Source organism: Pseudomonas sp. AK-TSAG1-1, assembly GCF_056821665.1.
Map to the genome: position 1 here is coordinate 4,775,272 of NZ_CM165965.1, position 24,132 is coordinate 4,799,403.

Annotated in this window: 16 protein-coding genes and 2 pseudogenes; 16 read left to right on the forward strand and 2 right to left on the reverse strand. The window is 61.4% G+C overall.

Annotated features, from left to right (window positions below):
• Positions 1-61: 61 nt before the first annotated feature.
• The 7 genes and pseudogenes from AC1UK9_RS21625 to AC1UK9_RS21655 all read left to right on the forward strand — a co-directional run bounded on the left by AC1UK9_RS21625 (position 62) and on the right by AC1UK9_RS21655 (position 8,890).
• Positions 62-1,027, forward strand: a complete 966-nt coding sequence (locus AC1UK9_RS21625) for a FecR family protein (RefSeq protein WP_482578473.1) — start codon at positions 62-64, stop codon at positions 1,025-1,027.
• Positions 1,028-1,149: 122 nt separating this feature from the next.
• Positions 1,150-3,735 (forward strand): TonB-dependent receptor, encoded by a 2,586-nt coding sequence (locus tag AC1UK9_RS21630; RefSeq protein ID WP_482578474.1) that lies wholly within the window; start codon positions 1,150-1,152, stop codon positions 3,733-3,735.
• A gap of 113 nt (positions 3,736-3,848) precedes the next feature.
• Positions 3,849-4,445, forward strand: coding sequence for a biliverdin-producing heme oxygenase (locus AC1UK9_RS21635; protein WP_482578475.1), 597 nt, complete (start codon positions 3,849-3,851; stop codon positions 4,443-4,445).
• Between the two features lie 163 nt (positions 4,446-4,608).
• Complete coding sequence (locus tag AC1UK9_RS21640) at positions 4,609-5,004, forward strand: YbaN family protein (RefSeq protein WP_473013373.1); 396 nt, start codon at positions 4,609-4,611, stop codon at positions 5,002-5,004.
• A 485-nt stretch (positions 5,005-5,489) separates the two neighbouring features.
• Positions 5,490-6,449 (forward strand): annotated as a pseudogene (locus AC1UK9_RS21645) (methyl-accepting chemotaxis protein); the annotation flags it as partial.
• A 378-nt stretch (positions 6,450-6,827) separates the two neighbouring features.
• Positions 6,828-7,355: pseudogene (locus AC1UK9_RS21650) on the forward strand (methyl-accepting chemotaxis protein); the annotation flags it as partial.
• Positions 7,356-7,543: 188 nt separating this feature from the next.
• Complete coding sequence (locus AC1UK9_RS21655) at positions 7,544-8,890, forward strand: CoA transferase (RefSeq protein WP_482578476.1); 1,347 nt, start codon at positions 7,544-7,546, stop codon at positions 8,888-8,890.
• Positions 8,891-9,039: 149 nt separating this feature from the next.
• Here AC1UK9_RS21655 and AC1UK9_RS21660 read toward each other — a convergent pair whose 3' ends face one another.
• Together AC1UK9_RS21660 and arcD (AC1UK9_RS21665) are read right to left on the reverse strand one after the other, a co-directional pair.
• Positions 9,040-9,903: a DNA-3-methyladenine glycosylase family protein gene (locus AC1UK9_RS21660; RefSeq protein WP_482578477.1), complete on the reverse strand. Its 864-nt coding sequence runs from the start codon at positions 9,901-9,903 to the stop codon at positions 9,040-9,042.
• Entirely contained in the window at positions 9,900-11,327 is a 1,428-nt protein-coding gene (gene arcD / locus AC1UK9_RS21665) for an arginine-ornithine antiporter (protein WP_025112809.1), read from the reverse strand. Before arcD (AC1UK9_RS21665) ends, AC1UK9_RS21660 begins: the two co-directional genes overlap by 4 nt.
• A gap of 439 nt (positions 11,328-11,766) precedes the next feature.
• On the opposite strand from arcD (AC1UK9_RS21665), the gene arcD (AC1UK9_RS21670) reads away from it, so the two are divergent.
• From arcD (AC1UK9_RS21670) to AC1UK9_RS21710, 9 genes are all read left to right on the forward strand, one after another.
• Positions 11,767-13,194, forward strand: a complete 1,428-nt coding sequence (gene arcD / locus AC1UK9_RS21670; protein ID WP_482578478.1) for an arginine-ornithine antiporter — start codon at positions 11,767-11,769, stop codon at positions 13,192-13,194.
• Positions 13,195-13,228: 34 nt separating this feature from the next.
• Positions 13,229-14,485 (forward strand): arginine deiminase, encoded by a 1,257-nt coding sequence (gene arcA / locus AC1UK9_RS21675; protein ID WP_025112807.1) that lies wholly within the window; start codon positions 13,229-13,231, stop codon positions 14,483-14,485.
• Positions 14,486-14,554: 69 nt separating this feature from the next.
• Complete coding sequence (locus AC1UK9_RS21680; RefSeq protein ID WP_025112806.1) at positions 14,555-15,565, forward strand: ornithine carbamoyltransferase; 1,011 nt, start codon at positions 14,555-14,557, stop codon at positions 15,563-15,565.
• A gap of 183 nt (positions 15,566-15,748) precedes the next feature.
• Positions 15,749-16,678, forward strand: coding sequence for a carbamate kinase (gene arcC, locus AC1UK9_RS21685; protein ID WP_025112805.1), 930 nt, complete (start codon positions 15,749-15,751; stop codon positions 16,676-16,678).
• A gap of 62 nt (positions 16,679-16,740) precedes the next feature.
• Positions 16,741-17,103 carry a DUF5064 family protein gene (locus AC1UK9_RS21690; protein WP_025112804.1) on the forward strand — a complete coding sequence of 121 codons (363 nt, stop codon included), beginning with the start codon at positions 16,741-16,743 and terminating at the stop codon, positions 17,101-17,103.
• A 213-nt stretch (positions 17,104-17,316) separates the two neighbouring features.
• Entirely contained in the window at positions 17,317-18,825 is a 1,509-nt protein-coding gene (locus AC1UK9_RS21695; RefSeq protein WP_025112803.1) for a sigma-54-dependent transcriptional regulator, read from the forward strand.
• Positions 18,826-19,254: 429 nt separating this feature from the next.
• Positions 19,255-19,638, forward strand: coding sequence for a glycine cleavage system protein GcvH (gene gcvH, locus AC1UK9_RS21700; RefSeq protein ID WP_025112802.1), 384 nt, complete (start codon positions 19,255-19,257; stop codon positions 19,636-19,638).
• Between the two features lie 11 nt (positions 19,639-19,649).
• Positions 19,650-22,502 carry an aminomethyl-transferring glycine dehydrogenase gene (gene gcvP / locus AC1UK9_RS21705; RefSeq protein ID WP_482578479.1) on the forward strand — a complete coding sequence of 951 codons (2,853 nt, stop codon included), beginning with the start codon at positions 19,650-19,652 and terminating at the stop codon, positions 22,500-22,502.
• 207 nt (positions 22,503-22,709) lie between these two features.
• The gene (locus AC1UK9_RS21710; RefSeq protein WP_473013379.1) at positions 22,710-24,086 is read left to right on the forward strand and encodes an L-serine ammonia-lyase; all 1,377 of its coding nucleotides are present in this window, start codon (positions 22,710-22,712) and stop codon (positions 24,084-24,086) included.
• Positions 24,087-24,132: the final 46 nt, after the last annotated feature.

Below are 24,132 nucleotides of genomic sequence, written 5' to 3' on the forward strand. Positions count from 1 at the left end.
TTTAGCTTGCAGCTTGTAGCGTGAAACTTGAAACTGCTTTGCAAAAGCTCGAGGACCCACCGTGACGGACACCCACCGCTCGCTTTCGCCCGACACGGCGCAGGATGCCGCCAGTGCAATGGACCAGGCTCTGGACTGGCTCATCGTGCTTGGCAGTCCGGACGATGAGCAGACCCGGCAGTTTCACGCGTGGCTGGCGGCCGATCCGTTGAATGCCGAGGCGTTCGCCAAGGCGCAGGCGATCTGGGATGGCCCGCAAGTGGTGCAATGTGCGCAGAATCTCGCCGCAAAGCCTGCGAAAGTAACCTTGCTCAAACGTCTGCGCCCGCACTGGAAGCCGCTGGCGACCGCCGCCGTATTGATCCTCGGCCTGTTCAGTTTCAGTAACCTGCCGATGCGCATTCAGGCCGATCACCTGACCGTGGTCGGCGAGCGCCAACGCCTGCAACTGGAAGACGGTTCCAAGGTGTTGCTCAACACCAACTCGGCGTTCTCCAGCACCATCAATGAACGCCAGCGCGTCGCACGGTTGTATCAGGGCGAAGCGTTTTTCGAGATTGCCGCCAACCGGGCTCAACCGCTGGAAATCGACGCAGGCCCGGTACAGGCCAGCGTGCGCGACACTGCGTTCGCCGTGCGTTATCTGGACGGCGTGGCGCAGGTCAACGTGCAACGCGGCGATGTCGATCTGCGCGCCACGCACAACGATGCGCGGGTGCGTTTGACCGCCGGGGAGAGCATCCGCATCGGCCCCAACGGTTTCGATCGTCCGGTCAAACTCGATACCGCCACGGATCTGGCCTGGGTACAAGGTCGGTTGATCTTCGAGAACTGCCCGCTCGACAAGGTGCTGGCCGAACTGCGCCGCTACTACCCGGGCTGGATCATCAACACCAACGAGCAGTTGGCCGACGTCAACGTCACCGGCAACTACCGCCTCGACCAGCCGCTGGACGTAGTGCGCTCCCTCGCCCACATCACATCGGCGCGCTTGCAGGAATTCCCCGCACTGGTGATTCTGAACTAAATGAGAATTATTTTTACTCGATAGCCGAATCCCGTTCGTCTCGTTATAGCCAATGCAATTGATTCGCATCTTCTGACGTGAATCAGCACCTATAAAGATTCGTGCGACACGGAGCGCTATCGATGTCCTCTCGCCTTACCCGCCAGACTGCTTCCCCTTCCCGCGTATTGTCGTTGCTGACGGCCGCCATTCTGATGGCCGGCACTGCACCGCTGATGGCTGCCACCGAACAGCCGGCACGCAGCATGGGCAATTATTCGTTCTCTATCGGCCAGCAGCCGCTGGTGTCAGCGCTTAATGCCTTCACCGCCGTGACTGGCTGGCAGATCGGCTTGCCAGCAGAACTGGGTCAGGGCGTGTCGTCGCCGGGTGTGCGCGGTTCACTGCCGCCGGAAAAAGCCCTGGAGCGCCTGTTGGTGGGGACGAACCTGAGCGTCCGCAAGCTGAGCAACAACAACGTGGTGCTGGAAAAGCGCAACAACAGCGGCACACTCAATCTGGATCAAGTGACCATCAGCGCCACCCGTCAGGAACAGTCGGTCAACAGCGTGCCGGCCACCGTCACCGTGCAGACCCGCGAGGATCTGGATCGCAACAACGTCAACACCATCAAGGATCTGGTGCGCTATGAACCGGGCGTCTCCGTCGGCGGCGCCGGCCAGCGCGGCGGGATCAGCGGCTACAACATCCGAGGCATCGACGGCGACCGCATCCTGACCCAGGTTGATGGCGTCGAAGTACCAGACGGTTTCTTCAACGGCCCGTACGCCAAGACCCAGCGCAACTACGTCGATCCGGAAATCGTCAAACGCGTGGAAATCCTCCGTGGTCCGGCCTCGGTACTGTACGGCAGCAACGCCATCGGCGGCGCCGTCAGCTACTACACCCTCGACCCGGACGACATCATCAAGCCCGGTAAAGACGTCGGCGCCCGCCTGAAAACCGGTTACAGCTCCGCCGATGAGAGCTGGTTGAAGTCCGCCACCGTCGCCGGCCGCGCCGAGCAGTTCGACGGCTTGCTGCATTACAGCCAGCGCGACGGTCATGAAACCGACTCCTACGGCAGCAACAACGGCACCGGCCTTGAGCGCACCGCCGCCAACCCGGAAGACGTCAAAGCCAGCAACGTATTGGCCAAGATCGGCTGGAACTACAACGAAGATTCGCGCCTGGGCCTGACCTACGAAAAGTACAAGGACGATCGCGACACCGACCAGAAAAGCGCCTACGGCGGCCCGTACTTCAACGGCGCCCCGACCATTCCCGACAGCATGCTGCCCGGCGGCATGTACCAGTGGCGCACCGGCAACGACACCATCACTCGTGAACGTTTCGGCATCGAACATCGCTTCGCCCTCGACAGCCTGCTGGTCGACAACGTGAAGTGGAACCTCAACCACCAGATCGCCAAGACCGACCAAAGCACTGAAGAGTTCTATTACCCGATGTCGCGCAAAGTCTTGCGTACTCGCGACACGATCTACGAGGAAAAGCAGTGGGTATTCGATGCGCAACTGGACAAGGCGTTTGCCCTCGGTGACACCGATCACGTGCTGACCTACGGCACCACCATCAAACAGCAGAAAGTCACCGGTTCGCGCAGCGGCGACGGCAAGTGCCTGGCAGTCGGTCGTGGCTGCACCGCCATCGGCGCCACCAGCGCAGCGGATGTACTGAAGAAGTCCAGCGACTTCCCGGACCCGACCATCAACACCTACAGCCTGTTCGCCCAGGATCAGATCAGTTGGAACAAATGGACCTTCCTGCCGGGCCTGCGCTATGACTACACCCAGCTCAAGCCGCACATCACCCAGGAATTCCTCAACACCGTGGCTGCTGATGGCAAAGGTACAGTCAGCGACGAGAACAAGACCTGGCATAAGGTCTCGCCGAAGTTTGGCCTGACCTACGCCCTGACCGACAACTACACCTGGTACGGCCAGTACGCTGAAGGCTTCCGGACCCCGACCGCAAAAGCGTTGTATGGCCGCTTCGAAAACAGCACCACCGGCTACAACGTGGCGCCGAACCCGAACCTTGAACCGGAGAAAAGCAAAAGCTACGAAACCGGCCTGCGCGGCAACTTCGAGCAAGGCTCGTTCGACGTGGCGGTGTTCTATAACAAGTACCGCGACTTCATCAACGAGGACGCGGTCACCCCGGGCTACGACGAGCTGACCTTCCAGTCGAGCAACATCAAGCACGCGACCATCAAGGGTGCCGAAGTCAAAGGCCGCTTGAATCTGGATTCGTTCGGCGCACCGCAAGGCCTGTACACACAGGGTTCGATCTCCTACGCCTACGGCCGCAACAACGACAACGGCGAGCCGCTCAACAGCGTCAATCCGCTGACCGGCGTCTTCGGTCTGGGTTACGACCAGGACAACTACGGCGGCCTGTTGAGCTGGACCGTGGTGAAGAAAAAAGACCGCGTCGACGACAGCAACTTCAAGTCACCGGATGGCGTCAGCAGCCAGTTCAAGACCCCAGGCTTCGGCATTCTCGATCTGGCTGGCTATTACAAGGTCACCGACGACGTCACCGTCAGCGGCGGCATCTACAACCTGACAGACAAAAAGTACTGGCAATGGGATGACGTGCGCGGTTACGACAGCGTCGGCGAAGCCTCGGTGACGCAACCGGCCAACCTCGATCGCCTGACCCAACCGGGCCGCAATTTCGCGATCAATCTGGTCTGGGACATCTGATCCGGACGGCCCTGCGACGCGCGCATTGATCAGCGTGTCGCGGGGCTTTTTTTACTGTCCGGCACTTGCCCGTTCGTCTCGTTATCAAGCGCCTCTTTTATCAAGGACATCTCATGACCACTTCGGAAAAAGCCCTGCGTTCACAACGCCTGAACCAGATCACCCACGAGCCGCACAGCAAGCTCGACGCACTGGTCAAGGCCCACGCGCCGTTCGAAACCCGTGCCAGTTTTGCGCGCTTCGTCGTCGCGCAATATCTGTTCCAATCGGAGCTGGTTGATCTCTACAACAACGCCGAACTGACCGCCATCGTCCCTGACCTGCCGGCCCGTTGCCGTGCTGAAGCGGCCAAGGCTGACCTGGCGGATCTGCACACCGACATCCCGGCACCGGTGGCCGGTGCGCTGAAAAACCCGAGCAAGGCCCGTGCCTTGGGCTGGATCTTCGTCTCCGAGGGTTCGAAACTCGGCGCAGCGTTCCTGATCAAACGTGCCGTGGCGCTGGAGCTGAGCGAAACCTTCGGTGCGCGGCACCTGGGCGAGCCCGAGGGCGGTCGTGCCGAAGGCTGGAAAAGCTTCGTGCGCACCCTCGACTCGCTGCCATTCACGGCCGAAGAGGAAGCCGAAGTCGAGCAAGGGGCGCTGGATGCATTCAACCGCTTCACCGTGCTGCTGGAACAGGCTTACGCCACCGAAGCCGAACTTGCCTGAAGCAACACGTATCCCTTGTGGGAGCGAGCCTGCTCGCGAAGACGGCAGCACATTCAACATCTATGTGACTGATCCACCGCTTTCGCGAGCAGGCTCGCTCCCACATGGGAACTGCAACAACCTGTAAGATCCCGATTCCGCTTCAGAAGCCACCGCTGAACCCATGCCGCAACCAGCCTCCTCCAAACTCGCCCGTCTGCTGTTCGGCCTCCTGGCCTACGTCAGCCTCGGCATCGGCCTGATTGCCATCGTCGTGCCCGGCCTGCCGACCACCGAGTTCATCCTGCTCGCCGCCTGGGCCGCGACCCGCAGCTCGCCGCGCCTGAGTGCCTGGCTGGAAAACCATCGGCTGTTCGGGCCGATCCTGAGCAACTGGCGCAACGGCAAGATCATCGCGCGCAAGGCCAAGGTCAGCGCCACAATCAGCATGTTGCTGTGCGCGACGTTGATGTTGGTGATGCTCGATCACGGCTGGCCGGTGTACCTGGCGATTGCCGGCATGACCCTGGGCAATCTGTGGATCTGGTCGCGCCCGGAAGCCTTGCCGCCCCCTTCCTGAACACCATCAGCCTTTCATCAGGCTGAAACTTCCCTGTAATTAATCGCCTTTTCAGCACAATCCCCTGCGCAAACGTTTAGCGCTGACCGTTCGTCGGCCAGCGCCTCATGCGCCCTCGTCCGACGCCGATGAGCATTGAATGGCGCTGAATGGATTTGGCGAACCGGTTACTCCGCCCGGGCCACCTGCTCATTCATTCACGAGATCGCCCCATGTTCGACTCTCTCTCCATTCGCCTGAAAATCGTCCTGCTCTCCGGTCTGTGCCTGCTCGGTGTGGTCGCGCTGATCGTCGGCATGAACATTTACCAGACCAACCAGAACGACGAACTCGTCAGCGACTCCAGCAGCAAGATGCTCACCGCCAGTGTGCAGAACCTGTTGCAGGCCAAGGCTGCCGAGCAAGCGGTGCGGGTGCAGAAGACCTTTGGCGAAAGCCTGACGGTGATCACCGCGCTGGCCGACCAGATCAAGGACATGCGTGCGATGGCCACCAAGCGTTCGCTGGACGCCGGTGCCCTGCGTGAGGAGTTGAACCAGAGCCTGAAAACCGCGTTCGAACGCAACGACAAGGTGCTCGGCATCTGGCTCGCCTTCGAACCCAACGGGCTGGATGGCAAGGACAGCGAGTTCGTCAACGACGCTGCGCGCCAGTCCAACGAAGCCGGGCGTTTTGCGACCTACTGGAGCCGCGCTGCCGGTTCCGCGCTGAACACGATCATGGTCGAAGAAGACATGACCAAGACCACCCTCAGCGTCAGCGGTACGCCGTACAACAGCTGGTACACCTGCCCTCGCGACAACAAGCGCACCTGCCTGCTCGACCCGTACGCCGACACCGTGGGCACCAAGGAAATGTTGATGACCACCATTTCGGTGCCACTGATCGTCGACGGCAAGGCCATCGGAGTGGTCGGCGTCGACATCGCCCTCGATGCCCTGCAAGCGGCGGCCGTGGATTCCCAGCGCAACCTCTTCAACAACGCCGGGCACATGCTGATCGTCTCCGGCAGCGGTGTGCTCGGGGCCGACAGTTCCGACGCGACCAAAGTCGGCAAAAAGATCAGCGACACCCTCGGCGCCGACGGCAAAGACCTGCTGCAACTGGTCAGCAGCGGCACACCGAAAATCCTTGAACAGGGTGACCTGATTCGTGCCGTGTACCCGGTCGATCCGATTGGCAACTCGCGGGCCTGGGGCGTGGTCATCGACCTGCCGAAACAGGTGCTGCTGGCCGACTCGGTGAAACTGCAAGCGGTGCTCGACGACGCCCAGAAAACCGGCTTGATCACCGCGCTGCTGGTGGCCGTGGTGGCGGGACTGGTCGGTCTGTTGCTGATCTGGCTCACCGCGTCGGGCGTGACCCGGCCGATCAACAGCGTCGCCGACATGTTGAAAAATATCGCCAGCGGTGAAGGTGACCTGACTCAACGCCTGAACTACAGCAAGCAGGATGAACTGGGCGAGCTGGTGAACTGGTTCAACCGCTTCCTCGACAAGCTGCAACCGACCATCGCCCAGATCAAACAGAGCATTACCGAGGCACGGGGCACTGCCGACCAGTCTTCGGAAATCGCCCGCCAGACCAGTGAAGGCATGCAGGTGCAGTTCCGCGAGATCGACCAGGTTGCCACCGCCTCCAACGAAATGAGCGCCACCGCCCACGATGTCGCCAACAGCGCATCGAACGCGGCCAACGCTGCCAAGGGCGCCGATCAGTCGGCCAGGGACGGCATGTCGATCATCGAGCGCAGCACCCGCGACATCAATCAACTGGCTGATGAAGTCAGCAAAGCCGTGACCGAAGTCGAAGCGCTAGCGGTCAACAGCGAGCAGATCGGCTCGGTGCTGGAAGTGATCCGCAGCATCGCCGAACAGACCAACCTGCTGGCGCTCAACGCTGCCATCGAAGCGGCCCGGGCCGGTGAGAGCGGACGTGGTTTCGCGGTGGTGGCCGATGAAGTGCGCAACCTCGCCAAGCGCACCCAGGATTCGGTGGAAGAAATCCGCATCGTGATCGAGCGCATCCAGACCGGCACCCGTGGCGTGGTGGCGACCATGCATTCGAGCCAGACCCAGGCGCACAACAATGCCGGGCAGATCCGTCAGGCGGTGGACGCACTGGGCAAGATCAGCGATGCGGTGACGGTGATCAGCGACATGAACCTGCAGATCGCCAGCGCCGCCGAGCAACAGAGCGCCGTGGCCGAAGAGGTCAACCGCAACGTCTCGGCGATTCGCACCGTGACTGAAACGTTGACCGAGCAAGCCACCGAGTCGGCGGCGATCAGCAGCCAACTGAATGCCTTGGCGAGCCAGCAGATGAAGCTGATGGATCAGTTCCGCGTCTGAACCTCACCACCGTCCCATTGTGGGAGCGAGCCTGCTCGAACGCGGTGTGTCAGCGCCATTAACAGTGACTGATACAGCGCATTCGCGAGCAGGCTCGCTCCCACAGGGGCCGTGTTCGTTGTTCGGGAATTTCATCTGGCTCAGGATTCTTTTGCACTATCATCGTCCTCTCTTCCGGAGGGCCTTCGATGACTGATTTACTCACGTCCATTCAAGCCGCGCTCGGCTTGCCTCACACGCCGATTCCGTTCACCGCCAGTGGCGCCCTGCCCTCGGCGTTCGCGGTCACCGACCTGGCCTGCGCCAGCATCGCCGCTGCCGGTCAGGCCGTCGTCGAACTGCTCCGGCAACAGACAGGGAACCTGCCCGCCGTCGAAGTCGACCGGCGTCTGGCCTCGTTCTGGTTTGCCACCTCATTGCGTCCGATTGGCTGGGAAGTGCCGCCGCTGTGGGATCCCGTCGCCGGCGACTACGCCACCCAGGATGGCTGGATCCGCCTGCACACCAACGCCCCGCATCACCGCGCCGCCGCCGAAAGCGTGCTGGGGGCCTGCGCCGACCGTGCCGCGATGGCAGCGAAAGTCGCGCAATGGAGCAGCGCCGAGCTGGAGCAAGCGGTGGTCGACGCCAAGGGCTGTGCCGCGCAAATGCGCAGTTGGGCGCAGTGGCAGCAGCATCCGCAGGGGCTGGCGGTAAATGCTGAACCATTGGTGCACTTCAGCGCTGATCAGCACGAAGTTGCGCCAGCGTGGTCCGGGTCGGTGGCGCGACCGCTGGCCGGACTCAAGGTGCTGGACCTGACCCGCGTGCTCGCCGGCCCCACCGCCAGCCGTTTTCTCGCGGGCCTCGGGGCCGACGTGCTGCGCATCGATCCGCCGACCTGGAACGAACCGGGCGTGGTGCCGGAAGTCACCCTCGGCAAACGCTGCGCACGGCTGGACCTGCATCAAGCGGCCGATCGTGCGCTGTTTGAAGATTTGTTGAAGGACGCCGACATACTGCTGCACGGCTACCGTGCCGATGCACTGACACACCTCGGTTTCGGCAGCGAGCGCCGCCGGCAACTGGCACCGGGGCTGATCGACGTCTGCCTCAACGCCTACGGCTGGAGCGGCCCATGGCAGAACCGCCGCGGCTTCGACAGCCTGGTGCAGATGAGCAGCGGCATCGCCGAGGCCGGACAGCGCTGGAAGCACGCCGACAAACCCACTCCGCTGCCGGTGCAGGCGCTAGACCATGCAACCGGTTATCTGATGGCAGCGAGTGCGATCTGTCTTTTGACACAACGTTTGCAGAACGGCCGGGGTGGCTCGGCGCGTTTGTCACTGGCGCGAACCGCCAAGCTGCTGATCGAGCAGGGGCCGGGGTCGAGCGAAGCGTTGCGCGCTGAAGACGCGCAGGATCAAAGCTCGCGGCTGGAACAGACACCGTGGGGGCCGGCGCACCGCTTGCTGGCGCCAGTGAAGATCAGCGGGACGCCGCTGCAGTGGGCGTTGCCGGCCACTGAACTGGGTTCGCATCGAGCCCAGTGGTGACCTTCTGACCGCTTTCGCGAGCAGGCTCGCTCCCACATTTGAAATGCGTTCCCCTGTGGGAGCGGGCTTGCTCTCACATTTGAAATGCGTTCCCCTGTGGGAGCGGGCTTGCTCGCGAAGAGGCCAGAACTGACACCATGAAATCAGGATCAGTCAGCCCGGCTCAAAGACGTCCACAACACCTGCGCCGCATACCCCCGAAAGGGCCGCCAAGCCTCAGCCCGATCAGCCAATGCCCGCGCCGTGGGTCGAGTCCCTTCCAGCACTTCCAGCGCCCGCAACAACCCGACATCGCCATGGGGAAACCCATCCATATCGCGCAACTGGCGTAGCGCGATGTACTGCGCCGTCCACTCGCCAATCCCGTGCAACGCGAGCAATCGCGCAATGCCGCCCTCGCGATTCGGCTCGAACAACAACGGATCCTCCAGCAGTGCCTGCGCCACGCCCGAGAGCGTCCGCCCACGACTTTTCGGCATGCCCAGCGCCGCCAGATCGGCCGTAGCCAGCACCTGCGCCTCGGGAAATACGTGAGTCACACCCGGCACTGTCGAGCGTAATGGTGCGCCATGGTGCGCGAGCAGTTTTCCCGCCAGGCGAATCGCCGCGACCACGGTAATCTGCTGCCCCAGCACTGCGCGAAAGGCCAGTTCCAGACCGTCCCACGCACCCGGCACGCGCAGCCCCGGGCGCTCGGCGAGCAACCGCGCCAACAGTGGATCGTGGGCCAGATGCCGTTGCATCAACGCAAGGTCGGCATCCAGATCAAACAGTCGGCGCAAGCGCAGGACTATCTCGGGCACCGCGGCCGGCTCAGCAAAATCCAGCTCGACGTCCAGCGCATCCCCAGCACCCACCCACACAGACACCGTGCCGTGCACGCCGCGCAAGCCGATGCTGCGCGAATAAACGCCATCAACCACGGTCTCCATCCCGACCACCGCCCGCGCGGCGAGAAATCCCGACATCGCGTCCCAGTCATAGGGCGGCTGATACGCCAGCGCCAACCTCACAGCGACAGCACACCACTGTACAAGCCATACGCCGCCAGCCCGGCGCCGATGATCACGCAGGTGAAGATCACCTTCTCGACATGCGTGAACAACGGCTCGCCCTGCTCATGCTTGGCCTTGGCAAACAACACCACCCCCGGCGCATACAGCAGCGCCGACAGCAGCAGGTATTTCACCCCGCCGGCGTACAACAGCCACACCGCGTAACACAGGGCGATACCGCCAATCAGCAGATCCTTGGTGCGCTCGGCCGAGGCGTGCTCGTAGGTTTCGCCGCGTCCGCTGAGCAGCACCGCGTACGCTGCCGACCACAGGTACGGCACCAGAATCATCGACGAGGCCAGGTAGATCAGGCTGGTGTAGGTGCCGGCGGAAAACAGCGTGATCAGCAGGAAAATCTGAATCATCACGTTGGTCAGCCACAGCGCATTGACCGGCACATGATTGGCGTTTTCCTTTTTCAGGAACGCCGGCATGGTCTTGTCCCGGGCCGTGGCAAAGAGGATTTCGGCGCACAGCAACGCCCACGACAGCAATGCGCCGAGCAGGGAAACCGCCAGACCGAGGCTGATCAGCAATGCGCCCCACGGCCCGACGATGTGTTCCAGCACCGCCGCCAGCGACGGGTTCTGCAGGTTCGCAAGTTCCGGCTGACTCATGATCCCCAGCGACAACACATTGACCAGCACCAGCAGTGCCAGCACGCCGATAAAACCGATCACCGTGGCGCGGCCGACATCGGTGCGTTTCTCCGCCCGTGCCGAGTACACACTGGCGCCCTCGATGCCGATGAACACGAACACCGTCACCAGCATCATGTTGCGCACCTGATCCATCACCCCGCCGAAGCTCGGGTTGCTGTGGCCCCAGATGTCACGGGTGAAGATGTCGGCCTTGAACGCCACTGCCGCGATGACGATGAACATGATCAACGGCACAATCTTGGCGACCGTGGTCACCTGATTGATGAACGCCGCCTCCTTGATCCCGCGCATCACCAGAAAGTGCACGGCCCACAGCAGCACCGACGCGCAGCCGATGGCGATCGGCGTGTTGCCCTGACCGAACACCGGAAAGAAATAGCCGAGGGTGCTGAACAGCAGAACGAAGTAACCGACGTTGCCCAGCCAGGCGCTGATCCAGTAACCCCAGGCAGACGAGAAACCCATGTAGTCGCCGAATCCGGCCTTGGCGTAGGCGTAGACGCCGGAATCCAGCTCGGGCTTGCGGTTGGCGAGAGTCTGGAACACGAACGCCAGGGTCAACATGCCGATCGCCGTGATGCCCCAACCGATCAGGATCGCCCCGGCATCGGCACGGGCCGCCATGTTCTGCGGCAGCGAGAAAATCCCCCCGCCAATCATCGAACCCACCACCAGGGCGATCAACGCGCCTAATCGCAGCTTTTGCGTCGGTTGCGACATCTGAGTCTCCATTCAAGTGCGTCGTGAGTTGTTATTTGTAACAACTATTAACTAAACGGATAAAGCCTGATCACGTTTATCAGGTAATACCGAAAAACGCCCATTTATATATAGCGGATAACGCTAACGCCTAGCACGTCAAGACAGTTTTGTGCGCTGATCCTGATAATTCAATTCTGTACTGAAAACAGATGGGGAAAATTTGCCAAACGCTGAAAAAGAACTAGCGTGATAATTCGAAAGTAATAATAGCCATTCCCAACCACTCCACCAGAAAGCCTCTGGGGACGGGCCTTTCAGACGAAAGCTTTATGCCATCAGTGATTTCCTAAGTCATTCATTAACAATGGAATGTGACCATGAACTGATCTAAGTCAGCTGTTTGAACAGACAACAGAACTACGCTGTGATCTCTTCTCTCCTGCAATGGAGTCATGCAATGTCTGAAGCTCCCGGAAAACTACGACTAGGTGCACTGGTTGCATTGGTAGTCGGCTCAATGATCGGTGGCGGGATATTTTCTTTGCCACAAAACATGGCCGCCAGCGCCGACGTCGGCGCGGTGCTGATCGGTTGGGCCATCACCGCTGTCGGCATGCTCACCCTCGCTTTTGTCTTTCAAACCCTGGCCAATCGCAAGCCTGACCTGGATGGCGGTGTCTACGCCTACGCCAAGGCCGGTTTCGGCGACTACATGGGTTTTTCGTCCGCCTGGGGTTACTGGATCAGTGCCTGGCTGGGCAACGTTGGTTACTTTGTTCTCTTGTTCAGCACCCTCGGCTATTTCTTTCCGGTGTTCGGCGAAGGCAACACGGTGGCGGCGGTGATCGGCGCCTCCGTGCTGCTGTGGGCCGTGCATTTCCTGGTGCTGCGCGGGATCAAGGAAGCGGCATTCATCAACCTTGTGACCACTGTCGCCAAGGTCGTGCCGCTGCTGCTGTTCGTGCTGATCGCAATCTTCGCTTTCAAACTGGACATCTTCACCGCTGACATCTGGGGCGTGAAAAACCCGGATCTGGGCAACGTGATGAACCAGGTGCGCAACATGATGCTGGTCACCGTGTGGGTGTTCATCGGCATCGAAGGCGCGAGCATCTTCTCGGCACGGGCAGAGAAACGTTCCGACGTCGGCAAGGCCACTGTGATCGGCTTCATCACCGTGCTGCTGTTCCTGGTGCTGGTGAACGTGCTGTCGCTGGGCATCATGACCCAGCCAGAACTGGCCAAACTGCAGAACCCGTCGATGGCGGCCGTGCTTGAGCACGTGGTCGGTCACTGGGGTGCCGTGCTGATCAGCGTCGGTCTGATCATCTCGCTGCTGGGCGCGCTGCTGTCGTGGGTGCTGCTGTGTGCGGAGATCATGTTCGCCGCCGCCAAGGACCACACCATGCCGGAGTTCCTGCGCAAGGAAAACGCCAACCACGTACCGGTCAACGCCCTGTGGCTGACCAACGCGATGGTGCAGATTTTCCTGATCATCACCCTGTTCTCGGCCAGCACTTACCTGTCGCTGATCTACCTCGCCACCTCGATGATTCTGGTGCCATACCTGTGGTCGGCGGCCTATGCCCTGCTGCTGGCGGTGCGCGGCGAAACCTACGAAGGCTTTGCGGCCGAGCGACGCAAGGACCTGATCATCGGCGGGATCGCGCTGATCTATGCGATCTGGCTGCTGTATGCCGGCGGGGTCAAGTACCTGCTGCTCTCGGCCCTGCTGTATGCCCCCGGCGCGATCCTGTTCGCCAAGGCCAAGCTCGAACTCAAACAAGCGGTTTTCACCAACGTCGAGAAGCTGATTTTCGCCGCGGTGATCGTGGGTGCCCTGGTGGCGGCCTACGGTCTCTACGACGGCTTCCTGACCCTGTAATTGCCCAAAGTTTTATCTCTGGAGGATCACTGCAATGACCACGGAAAAAGTTAAGTACGGCGTCCATTCCGAAGCCGGCAAACTGCGCAAAGTCATGGTTTGCTCCCCAGGTCTGGCCCACCAGCGGCTGACCCCGAACAACTGCGATGAACTGCTGTTCGACGATGTGCTGTGGGTTGCCCAGGCCAAGCGCGACCACTTCGACTTCGTCACCAAGATGCGTGAACGCGGGATCGACGTGCTGGAAATGCACAACCTGCTGACCGACATCGTCGCCATCCCTGAAGCGCTGGACTGGATTCTTGAGCGCAAGGTCACCGCCGATTCGGTGGGCCTGGGCCTGATCAGCGAAGTAAAATCCTGGCTGAAAAGCCTTGAGCCACGGCACATCGCCGAATTCCTGATCGGTGGCGTGTCCGCCGATGATCTGCCGGACAGCTTCGGTGGCAAGACCATCCAGATGTTCCGCGACTTCCTCGGCCACTCCAGCTTCATTCTGCCGCCACTGCCCAACACCCAGTTCACCCGCGACACCACTTGCTGGATCTACGGTGGCGTGACGCTGAACCCGATGTACTGGCCGGCGCGTCGCCAGGAAACCCTGCTGGCGACCGCGATCTACAAATTCCACCCGCAGTTCACCAACGCCGATTTCGAGATCTGGTACGGCGACCCGGACAAGGAGCACGGCAGCTCGACGCTTGAAGGCGGCGACGTGATGCCGATCGGCAATGGCGTGGTGTTGATCGGCATGGGCGAACGCTCGTCCCGTCAGGCCATCGGCCAACTGGCGCTGAACCTGTTCAAGAACAAGGCCGTGGAAAAAGTCATCGTGGCCGGCCTGCCCAAATCCCGCGCCGCGATGCACCTGGACACCGTGTTCAGCTTCTGCGACCGCGACCTGGTGACGATCTTCCCGGAAGTGGTGAACCAGATCGTCGCGTTCACCCTGCGCCCTGACGAAAGCAAACAAGGCGGCATCGACATCCGCCGCGAAGAAGGCACCTTCCTCGACACCGTGGCCAAAGCCCTCAACCTGCCAAAGCTGCGCGTGGTGGAAACCGGTGGCAACAGCTTCGCCGCCGAACGCGAACAATGGGACGACGGCAACAACGTGGTGGCCGTGGAACCGGGCGTGGTCATCGGCTACGACCGCAATACTTACACCAACACCCTGCTGCGCAAGGCCGGCGTGGAAGTCATCACCATCAGCGCCGGCGAGCTCGGTCGCGGCCGCGGCGGCGGCCACTGCATGACCTGCCCGATCGTGCGTGACCCAATCGATTACTAAACGACCATCTCCCCGGCCGCACCCACCCCGTAGCGGCCGGGCCGATTACCGAATCCAAGGAGAATCATCATGGCGTTCAACATTCACAACCGTAACCTGCTCAGCCTGGAACACCACACCCCACGTGAGCTGCGTTACCTGCTCGACCTGTCCCGCGACCTGAAACGCGCCAAATACACCGGCACCGAGCAGCAACACCTCAAGGGCAACAACATCGCCCTGATCTTCGAAAAAACCTCGACCCGCACCCGCTGCGCGTTCGAAGTGGCCGCGTATGACCAAGGCGCCAACGTCACCTACATCGACCCGAACTCTTCGCAGATCGGTCACAAGGAAAGCATGAAAGACACGGCCCGCGTGCTGGGTCGCATGTACGACGCCATTGAGTACCGTGGCTTCAAACAGGAAATCGTCGAAGAGCTGGCGAAGTTCGCCGGTGTACCGGTGTTCAACGGCCTGACCGACGAATATCACCCGACACAAATGATCGCCGACGTGCTGACCATGCGTGAACACGCCGACAAACCCATCCATGACATCAGCTACGCCTACCTTGGCGATGCGCGCAACAACATGGGCAACTCGCTGCTGCTGGTCGGCGCCAAACTCGGCATGGACGTGCGCATCTGCGCGCCGAAAGCCCTGTGGCCGCATGATGATCTGGTCGATCGCTGCAAGAAATACGCGGAAGAATCCGGCGCACGCATCACCCTCACCGAAGACCCGAAAGCTGCCGTCAAAGGCGTCGACTTCATCCACACCGACGTCTGGGTGTCGATGGGCGAACCGGTTGAAGCGTGGGCCGAGCGTATCCAGCAACTGCTGCCGTACCAGGTCAACAAAGAACTGATGAAAGCCACCGGCAACCCACGCACCAAGTTCATGCATTGCCTGCCGGCGTTCCACAACAGCGATACCAAGGTCGGCAAACAGATCGCCGAACAGTATCCGCACCTGGCCAACGGCATCGAAGTGACCGACGACGTGTTCGAGTCGCCAGCCTGCATCGCCTTCGAGCAAGCGGAAAACCGCATGCACACCATCAAGGCGATCCTGGTCTCGACCCTGGCTGACCTGTAACAACTCACTGAAGGAACCGGATCCAAATGTGGGAGCGGGCTTGCTCGCGAAGAGGCCATATCAGGCAACATTCATGGAGCCTGACACACCGCCTTCGGGAGCAAGCCCCCTCCCACCAAGGCCCCCGGTTCTGGCAGTACGACCGAGTCGTTTGCCTCTCCTCTGATTAGAAGGACATGCACCATGCGTATCGTCGTAGCTCTGGGCGGCAACGCCCTGCTCCGCCGTGGCGAACCGATGACCGCTGACAATCAGCGCGCCAACATCCGCATCGCCACCGAGCAAATCGCCAAGATCCACCCCGGCAACCAACTGGTCATCGCCCACGGCAATGGCCCGCAAGTCGGCCTGCTGTCGCTGCAGGCGGCGGCGTATACCTCCGTCACCCCTTACCCGCTGGACGTGCTCGGTGCCGAAACCGAAGGCATGATCGGCTACATCATCGAACAGGAACTGGGCAACCTGCTGGACTTCGAGGTGCCGTTCGCCACTCTGCTGACCCAGGTTGAAGTCGACGCCAAGGACCCGGCGTTCCAGAACCCGACCAAACCGATCGGCCCGGTCTACGACAAGGCCGAAGCGGAAAAACTCGCCGCCGAAAAAGGCTGGGCCATCGCCCCGGACGGTGACAAGTTCCGCCGTGTGGTCGCCAGCCCACGGCCGAAACGGATCTTCGAAATCCGCCCGATCAAGTGGCTGCTGGACAAGGGCAGCATCGTAATCTGCGCCGGCGGCGGCGGGATTCCGACCCTGTACGACGAGCACCGCAACCTCAAGGGCATCGAGGCGGTGATCGACAAGGATCTGTGCTCGTCGCTGCTTGCCGAACAACTGGAAGCCGACCTGCTGGTGATCGCCACTGACGTCAACGCGGCGTTCATCGACTACGGCAAACCGACGCAGAAAGCCATCGCCGAAGCGCATCCGGACGAACTCGAACGCCTGGGCTTTGCCGCCGGCTCCATGGGACCGAAGGTGCAGGCAGCCTGCGAATTCGCGCGCCATACTGGCAAGGTCGCGGTGATCGGCTCGCTGGCGGACATCGAAGCGATTGTCCAGGGCACTGCCGGTACTCGCGTGACCACCGCGAAGCCCGGCATCAGCTATCGATAATTAGAAACTGCGGGGGCAGGCTCAGGGTCTGCCCTTCTCCCATGCCTTGAAAGGAGAAACCCATGGCCCAATTCGAACCCGGTCATTTGCATATTGAGCGGCATGCGTTGACGCCGGATGACGTCAGCTACAACGTGCACCTCGACTATGAGTTATTCACCGATCCTGGAAAAGGCAAAGGCATCCAGTTCACCCTGCACGGCAGCATCCAGGGCAAGGACATGAAAGAGACCTTCTTCCTGCCCAAGGAGGAGGCGTACAACTTTGCCAACAACGTGACACGAATCGCCGAGAAGTACGGGATTCCCAGGACGCACAGCCAGATCGGCTCGGTGCACAAGCATTACGATCTGATGTTTGAAGACATCCGTGTGCAGTTGAATATGAAATCCGGCGACCCGGTGAACATCGAACACTTCGAATAACCCGAACACAGCACACTCCCCCCCTGTGGGAGCGGGCTTGCTCGCGAAGGCGTCAGGTCAGTCACCATAAATGCTGTCTGACCTGACGCCTTCGCGAGCAAGCCCGCTCCCACAAGAGATCTGTGTAGCGCTGAAAAGCGCCATACATTTCACCATTGCCCCGCCCCAAGGCATACTTGCCACCCTCCGCACTGCAGAACACTGAACCGCCCCATGCGTATCCACGTCAGCTTCATCGACCGCGTCGGCATCACCCAGGAAGTCCTGGCTATCCTCGGTGGGCGTAATCTCAATCTGGATGCGGTGGAGATGATTCCGCCCAACGTCTACATCGACGCGCCGACCTTGAGCCCGCAAGTGCTCGAAGAACTCAAAGATGCGCTGTTTCGGGTGCTCGGTGTGGAGGCGGTGACCGTGGTCGACATCCTCCCCGGCCAGCGTCGGCACTTGCAGCTTGATGCGTTGCTGGCAGCGATGACCGACCCGGTACTCGCCCTCGACAGCGCCGGGAAAGTATTGCTGGCGAACCCGGCGCTGATCGCGTTGTACGGCCGCGAACCGGCCGGTGAGAGTGTCGCGGAACTGTTCAACGATCCTGGCCTGCTGGAAACCCTGCTCGAACAAGGTTTCCGTCTGCCGCTGCGGGAAATCACCGTCAACGGCCAGACTCTGTTGCTCGACGCCACACCGATCACCGACGCCGGCGCGCTGCTGACCCTCTATCAGCCGAACCGCATCGGCGAACAACTTTCCGCACTGCACCACGACCATGCCGAAGGTTTCGATGCGTTACTGGGCGAGTCCCCGGCGATCCGCACCCTCAAGGCGCGCGCTCAACGCGTTGCCGCCCTGGATGCGCCGCTGTTGATTCAAGGTGAAACCGGCACCGGTAAAGAACTGGTCGCCCGTGCCTGCCACGCGATCAGTGCGCGGCACAGCGCGCCTTTTCTGGCATTGAACTGCGCAGCGCTGCCGGAGAACCTCGCCGAAAGCGAACTGTTCGGCTACGCCCCAGGCGCCTTCACCGGCGCGGCGCGCGGTGGTAAACCGGGGCTGATGGAACTGGCTAACCAAGGCACGGTGTTTCTCGATGAGATCGGCGAAATGTCACCGTACTTGCAGGCGAAATTGCTGCGTTTCTTGAACGACGGCAGCTTCCGCCGCGTTGGCGGTGATCGTGAGGTCAAGGTCAATGTGCGCATTCTCAGCGCGACCCACCGCGATCTGGAAAAAATGGTCAGCGAAGGCCTGTTCCGCGAAGACCTGTTCTATCGCCTCAACGTGCTCAACGTTGAAGTGCCGCCGCTGCGCGAACGCGGTCAGGACATTCTGCTGTTGGCGCGCTACTTCATGCAGCAAGCCTGTGCGCAGATTCAGCGTCCGGTTTGCCGCCTCGCCCCCGGCACCTATCCGGCGTTGCTTGGCAACCGCTGGCCGGGCAACGTGCGGCAATTGCAGAACGTGATCTTCCGCGCCGCCGCGATTTGCGAAAGCAGCCTGGTGGATATCGGCGATCTCGACATCGCCGGCACCTCGGTCGCAAGGCAAACCGACAGCGACGTCGACAGCCTCGAACAAGCTGTGGAAGCGTTTGAGCGATCGCTGCTGGAAAAACTCTACGTCAGCTACCCCTCGACCCGCCAACTGGCGAGCCGCCTGCAGACGTCGCACACGGCGATTGCGCATCGGCTACGCAAATACGGCATCCCCAACAAGCCCTGAACCGGTCAAAAATGTGGGAGCGGGCTTGCTCGCGAAGGCGTCGGGTCAGCCAGTATTTATGGTGACTGACACACCGCATTCGCGAGCAAGCCCGCTCCCACAGGGTATGTGGCGGATTCGAAATCCGTTCAAAAACGACCTCCATCTGTACTGAAAGCGCTACAGCGGAACGATATCGATACACCCTCCTTCAGCGACCGCTGTGCAAGGCTTTGATCCGCTTCAGCTTTTTTACCTGCCCTGATCTGTAGCGATTTCGCTACACGCCTCGTCCCTCCGTTCTCAGCGAAATCCAATAACTCATTGTTTTATAAAGATAAATTTAAGATGGCCGCGTTCTTGCTAAGTAACCGCTCATAAAATCAGGGCATTACCGCCCCAGCCTTCCACCGCGTCCACCAGACGAGTCTGGCCCCCTTAGGAGTTTCCATGAGCGAGTTGCGTTTTACTGAAGATCACGAATGGCTGCGCACCGAAGCTGACGGTAGCGTTACTGTCGGCATCACCGCTTTCGCGCAGAACGCCCTGGGCGACGTGGTGTTCGTGCAACTGCCTGAGCTGCAGGCATACGAAAAAGGCGCTGAAGCCGCCACCGTGGAATCGGTGAAAGCCGCCAGCGGCGTGTACATGCCCCTTGATGGCGACGTGCTGGAAGTCAACCCGGCGCTGGAAGACGCTCCAGAACTGGTCAACGAAGATCCGCTGGGCGAAGGCTGGTTCTTCCGTTTCAAACCAAGCGACGCATCGGCCGTGGCGAAACTGCTGGATCAGGATGCGTACGACCGTCTGATCAAAGCCCAAGCCGAAGCCTGAGGAGTAGCGCCATGACCCAAGTAAACCTCGGCACCGCCAACGAATTCATCGCCCGTCATATCGGCCCGCGCGCCGGTGACGAGCAGGCCATGCTCAACAGCCTCGGCTTCGACTCGCTCGAAGCCCTGAGCGCCAGCGTCATCCCGGAAAGCATCAAGGGCACCAGCGTGCTCGGCATGGACGATGGCCTGAGTGAAGCCGACGCCCTGGCGATGATCAAATCGATCGCCGGCAAAAACCAGCTGTTCAAGACCTACATCGGCCAGGGCTACTACAACTGCCACACGCCATCACCGATCCTGCGCAACCTGCTGGAAAACCCGGCCTGGTACACCGCTTACACGCCGTACCAACCAGAAATTTCCCAGGGCCGTCTCGAAGCGCTGCTGAACTTCCAGACCCTGATCATCGACCTCACCGGCCTGCCGATCGCCAACGCTTCCCTGCTCGATGAAGCTACCGCCGCTGCCGAAGCCATGACCTTCTGCAAACGCCTGAGCAAGAACAAGGGCAGCCACCAGTTCTTCGCCTCGATCCACAGCCATCCGCAAACCCTCGACGTGCTGCGCACCCGTGCCGAGCCGCTGGGTATCGATGTGGTCGTGGGCGACGAGCGTGAACTGAGCGACGTGACGCCGTTCTTCGGCGCGCTGCTGCAATACCCGGCCAGCAACGGTGATGTGTTCGACTACCGCGAACTGACCGAACGCTTCCACGCCGCCAACGCGCTGGTGGCCGTGGCTGCCGACCTGCTGGCCCTGACGCTGCTGACCGCCCCGGGCGAGTTTGGCGCCGACGTCGCTATCGGTTCTGCGCAACGTTTTGGCGTGCCGCTGGGCTTCGGTGGCCCGCACGCCGCGTACTTCTCCACCAAGGATGCGTTCAAGCGCGACATGCCGGGCCGTCTGGTCGGCGTCTCGGTTGACCGTTTCGGCAAACCGGCCCTGCGTCTGGCGATGCAGACCCGCGAGCAACACATCCGCCGCGAGAAGGCCACGTCGAACATCTGCACGGCACAGGTGCTGTTGGCCAACATCGCCAGCATGTACGCCGTCTACCACGGCCCGAAAGGCCTGACGCAGATCGCCAACCGCGTGCATCACCTGACCGCGATTCTGGCCAAGGGCCTGAGCGCACTGGGCGCTAATGTCGAACAAGCCAGTTTCTTCGACACCCTGACCGTGGCCACCGGCGCACAAACCGCCGCGTTGCACGACAAGGCGCACGCTGCGCAGATCAACCTGCGCGTGATCGACGCTCAGCGTCTGGGCCTGTCGGTGGACGAAACCACCACTCAGGCTGACATCGAAACCCTGTGGCGCCTGTTCGCCGACGGCAAGACCCTGCCGGACTTCGCCGCACTGGCCGCCTCGGTGCAAAGCACCATCCCGGCCGCGCTGGTACGTCAGTCGCCAATCCTCAGCCATCCAGTGTTCAACCGTTATCACTCCGAAACCGAGCTGATGCGCTACCTGCGCAAGCTGGCGGACAAGGACCTGGCCCTGGATCGCACCATGATCCCGCTGGGCTCGTGCACCATGAAACTCAACGCCGCCAGCGAAATGATCCCGGTGACCTGGGCCGAATTCGGCGCCCTGCACCCGTTCGCCCCAGCCGCGCAAAGTGCCGGTTACCAGCAACTGACCGACGAACTGGAAGCGATGCTCTGCGCCGCCACCGGTTACGACGCGATCTCGTTGCAACCGAACGCCGGTTCGCAAGGTGAATACGCAGGCCTCCTGGCGATCCGCGCCTACCACCAGAGCCGTGGCGATGAGCGCCGCGACATCTGCCTGATCCCCTCGTCCGCCCACGGCACCAACCCGGCCACCGCCAACATGGCCGGCATGCGCGTAGTCGTGACCGCGTGCGATGCACGCGGCAACGTCGACATCGAAGACCTGCGCGCCAAAGCCATCGAGCACCGCGAGCACCTCGCTGCGCTGATGATCACCTACCCGTCGACCCACGGCGTGTTCGAAGAAGGCATCCGCGAAATCTGCGGGATCATTCACGACAACGGCGGCCAGGTGTACATCGACGGCGCCAACATGAACGCGATGGTCGGCCTCTGTGCACCAGGCAAGTTCGGCGGCGACGTCTCGCACCTGAACCTGCACAAAACCTTCTGCATTCCACACGGCGGTGGCGGCCCGGGCGTCGGCCCGATTGGCGTCAAGTCGCACCTGACTCCGTTCCTGCCAGGCCACGGCCAGATGGAACGCAAGGAAGGCGCGGTCTGCGCAGCACCGTTCGGCAGTGCGAGCATTCTGCCGATCACCTGGATGTACATTCGCATGATGGGTGGGGCGGGTCTCAAGCGTGCTTCGCAACTGGCGATCCTCAACGCCAACTACATTTCCCGTCGCCTCGAAGAGCACTACCCGGTGCTGTACACCGGCAGCAACGGTCTGGTGGCGCACGAATGCATTCTCGACCTGCGTCCGCTGAAAGACAGCAGCGGCATCAGCGTTGATGACGTCGCCAAGCGCCTGATCGACTTCGGCTTCCACGCCCCGACCATGTCGTTCCCGGTAGCGGGCACGCTGATGATCGAGCCGACCGAAAGTGAATCCAAGGAAGAACTGGACCGCTTCTGCGACGCCATGATCCGCATCCGCGAAGAAATCCGCGCAGTGGAAAACGGCACCCTGGACAAGGACGACAACCCGCTGAAGAACGCCCCGCACACCGCAGCAGAACTGGTTGGCGAGTGGACCCACCCGTACAGCCGCGAGCAAGCGGTGTATCCAGTGGCGTCGTTGATCGAAGGCAAATACTGGCCGCCGGTCGGCCGTGTCGACAACGTGTTCGGCGATCGCAACCTGGTGTGCGCCTGTCCGTCGATCGAAAGCTACGCTTAACCGGATGAGGGGCGGGTTGACCTGCCCCGAATTCAGCAAAACCATAGATCCCAAAGTGGGAGCGGGCTTGATCGCGAATGCGGTGTATCAGTCGCCATCAATGTTGCCTGACACACCGCATTCGCGAGCAAGCCCGCTCCCACAGGGGATTTGTGTCCAGCCTTGAGCTTGCGCCAATTCCTATAACAAGAAACCGGAGAACCACTCATGTCGTTAAGCGTGTTCGACCTGTTCAAGATTGGCATCGGTCCCTCCAGTTCCCACACCGTCGGCCCGATGCGTGCCGCTGCGCGCTTCGCCGAAGGTCTGCGCCGGGACGACCTGTTGTCTGCAACCAGCACCCTCAAAGTCGAGCTGTACGGCTCGCTCGGCGCCACCGGCAAGGGGCACGGCAGCGACAAAGCCGTGTTGCTCGGCCTTGAGGGCGAACACCCCGACACTGTCGACACCGAAACCGTCGCCACGCGCCTGCAAGAGATTCGCGGCAACGGCCGGCTGAAGCTGCTCGGTGAACACAGCATCGCGTTCAACGAAAAAGAACACCTGGCAATGATCCGCAAGCCGCTGGCCTATCACCCCAACGGCATGATCTTCCGTGCGTTCGACGCGGCGGGAATCCAGATCCGCAGCCGCGAGTATTACTCGGTCGGCGGTGGTTTCGTGGTCGACGAGGATGCCGCCGGTGCCGACCGCATCGTCGAAGACGCCACGCCGCTGACCTTCCCGTTCAAAAGCGCCAAGGACTTGCTTGGCCATTGCGCCACTTATGGGCTGTCGATCAGCCAGGTGATGCTGACCAACGAAAGCGCCTGGCGTCCGGAGGCGGAGACCCGCGCCGGCCTGCTGAAGATCTGGCAAGTGATGCAGGACTGCGTGGCTGCCGGATGCCGCAACGAAGGCATCCTGCCGGGCGGGCTGAAGGTCAAGCGCCGGGCGGCGGCGCTGCATCGGCAATTGTGCAAGAACCCGGAGTCAGCGCTGCGCGATCCACTGTCGGTGCTCGACTGGGTCAACCTGTACGCGCTGGCAGTCAACGAAGAAAACGCCAACGGCGGGCGCGTGGTGACTGCGCCCACCAACGGCGCGGCGGGGATCATCCCGGCGGTGCTGCATTACTACATGCGCTTTATCCCGGGTGCGAATGACGACGGCGTGGTGCGCTTTCTGCTGACCGCCGCCGCTATCGGCATTTTGTACAAGGAAAACGCCTCGATCTCCGGCGCCGAAGTCGGCTGTCAGGGCGAGGTCGGTGTCGCCTGTTCGATGGCGGCCGGCGCATTGTGTGAAGTGCTCGGCGGCAGCGTGCAGCAAGTCGAGAACGCTGCGGAAATCGGCATGGAACACAACCTTGGCCTGACCTGCGACCCGATTGGCGGGCTGGTGCAGGTACCGTGCATCGAGCGCAACGCGATGGGCTCGGTGAAGGCGATCAACGCGGTGCGCATGGCGATGCGCGGCGACGGACAACACTTCGTCTCGCTCGACAAGGTCATCCGCACCATGCGCCAGACCGGCGCCGACATGAAAAGCAAATACAAGGAGACCGCCCGTGGCGGTCTGGCGGTCAACATTATCGAATGCTAATTAGCCCCCTCTCTCTTGGGGAGAGGGTTGGAGTGAATCAAGGAGT

Bases quoted from the DNA above. Each gene is read 5' to 3' on its own strand.
- gcvH (WP_025112802.1), top strand. From the start codon at position 19,255: ATGAGCGAGTTGCGTTTTACTGAAGATCACGAATGGCTGCGCACCGAA.
- AC1UK9_RS21695 (WP_025112803.1), top strand. From the start codon at position 17,317: ATGCGTATCCACGTCAGCTTCATCGACCGCGTCGGCATCACCCAGGAA.
- gcvP (WP_482578479.1), top strand. From the start codon at position 19,650: ATGACCCAAGTAAACCTCGGCACCGCCAACGAATTCATCGCCCGTCAT.
- arcD (WP_025112809.1), bottom strand. From the start codon at position 11,327: ATGTCGCAACCGACGCAAAAGCTGCGATTAGGCGCGTTGATCGCCCTG.
- arcA (WP_025112807.1), top strand. From the start codon at position 13,229: ATGACCACGGAAAAAGTTAAGTACGGCGTCCATTCCGAAGCCGGCAAA.
- AC1UK9_RS21640 (WP_473013373.1), top strand. From the start codon at position 4,609: ATGCCGCAACCAGCCTCCTCCAAACTCGCCCGTCTGCTGTTCGGCCTC.
- arcD (WP_482578478.1), top strand. From the start codon at position 11,767: ATGTCTGAAGCTCCCGGAAAACTACGACTAGGTGCACTGGTTGCATTG.
- AC1UK9_RS21690 (WP_025112804.1), top strand. From the start codon at position 16,741: ATGGCCCAATTCGAACCCGGTCATTTGCATATTGAGCGGCATGCGTTG.
- arcC (WP_025112805.1), top strand. From the start codon at position 15,749: ATGCGTATCGTCGTAGCTCTGGGCGGCAACGCCCTGCTCCGCCGTGGC.
- AC1UK9_RS21680 (WP_025112806.1), top strand. From the start codon at position 14,555: ATGGCGTTCAACATTCACAACCGTAACCTGCTCAGCCTGGAACACCAC.
- AC1UK9_RS21655 (WP_482578476.1), top strand. From the start codon at position 7,544: ATGACTGATTTACTCACGTCCATTCAAGCCGCGCTCGGCTTGCCTCAC.
- AC1UK9_RS21635 (WP_482578475.1), top strand. From the start codon at position 3,849: ATGACCACTTCGGAAAAAGCCCTGCGTTCACAACGCCTGAACCAGATC.
- AC1UK9_RS21630 (WP_482578474.1), top strand. From the start codon at position 1,150: ATGTCCTCTCGCCTTACCCGCCAGACTGCTTCCCCTTCCCGCGTATTG.
- AC1UK9_RS21710 (WP_473013379.1), top strand. From the start codon at position 22,710: ATGTCGTTAAGCGTGTTCGACCTGTTCAAGATTGGCATCGGTCCCTCC.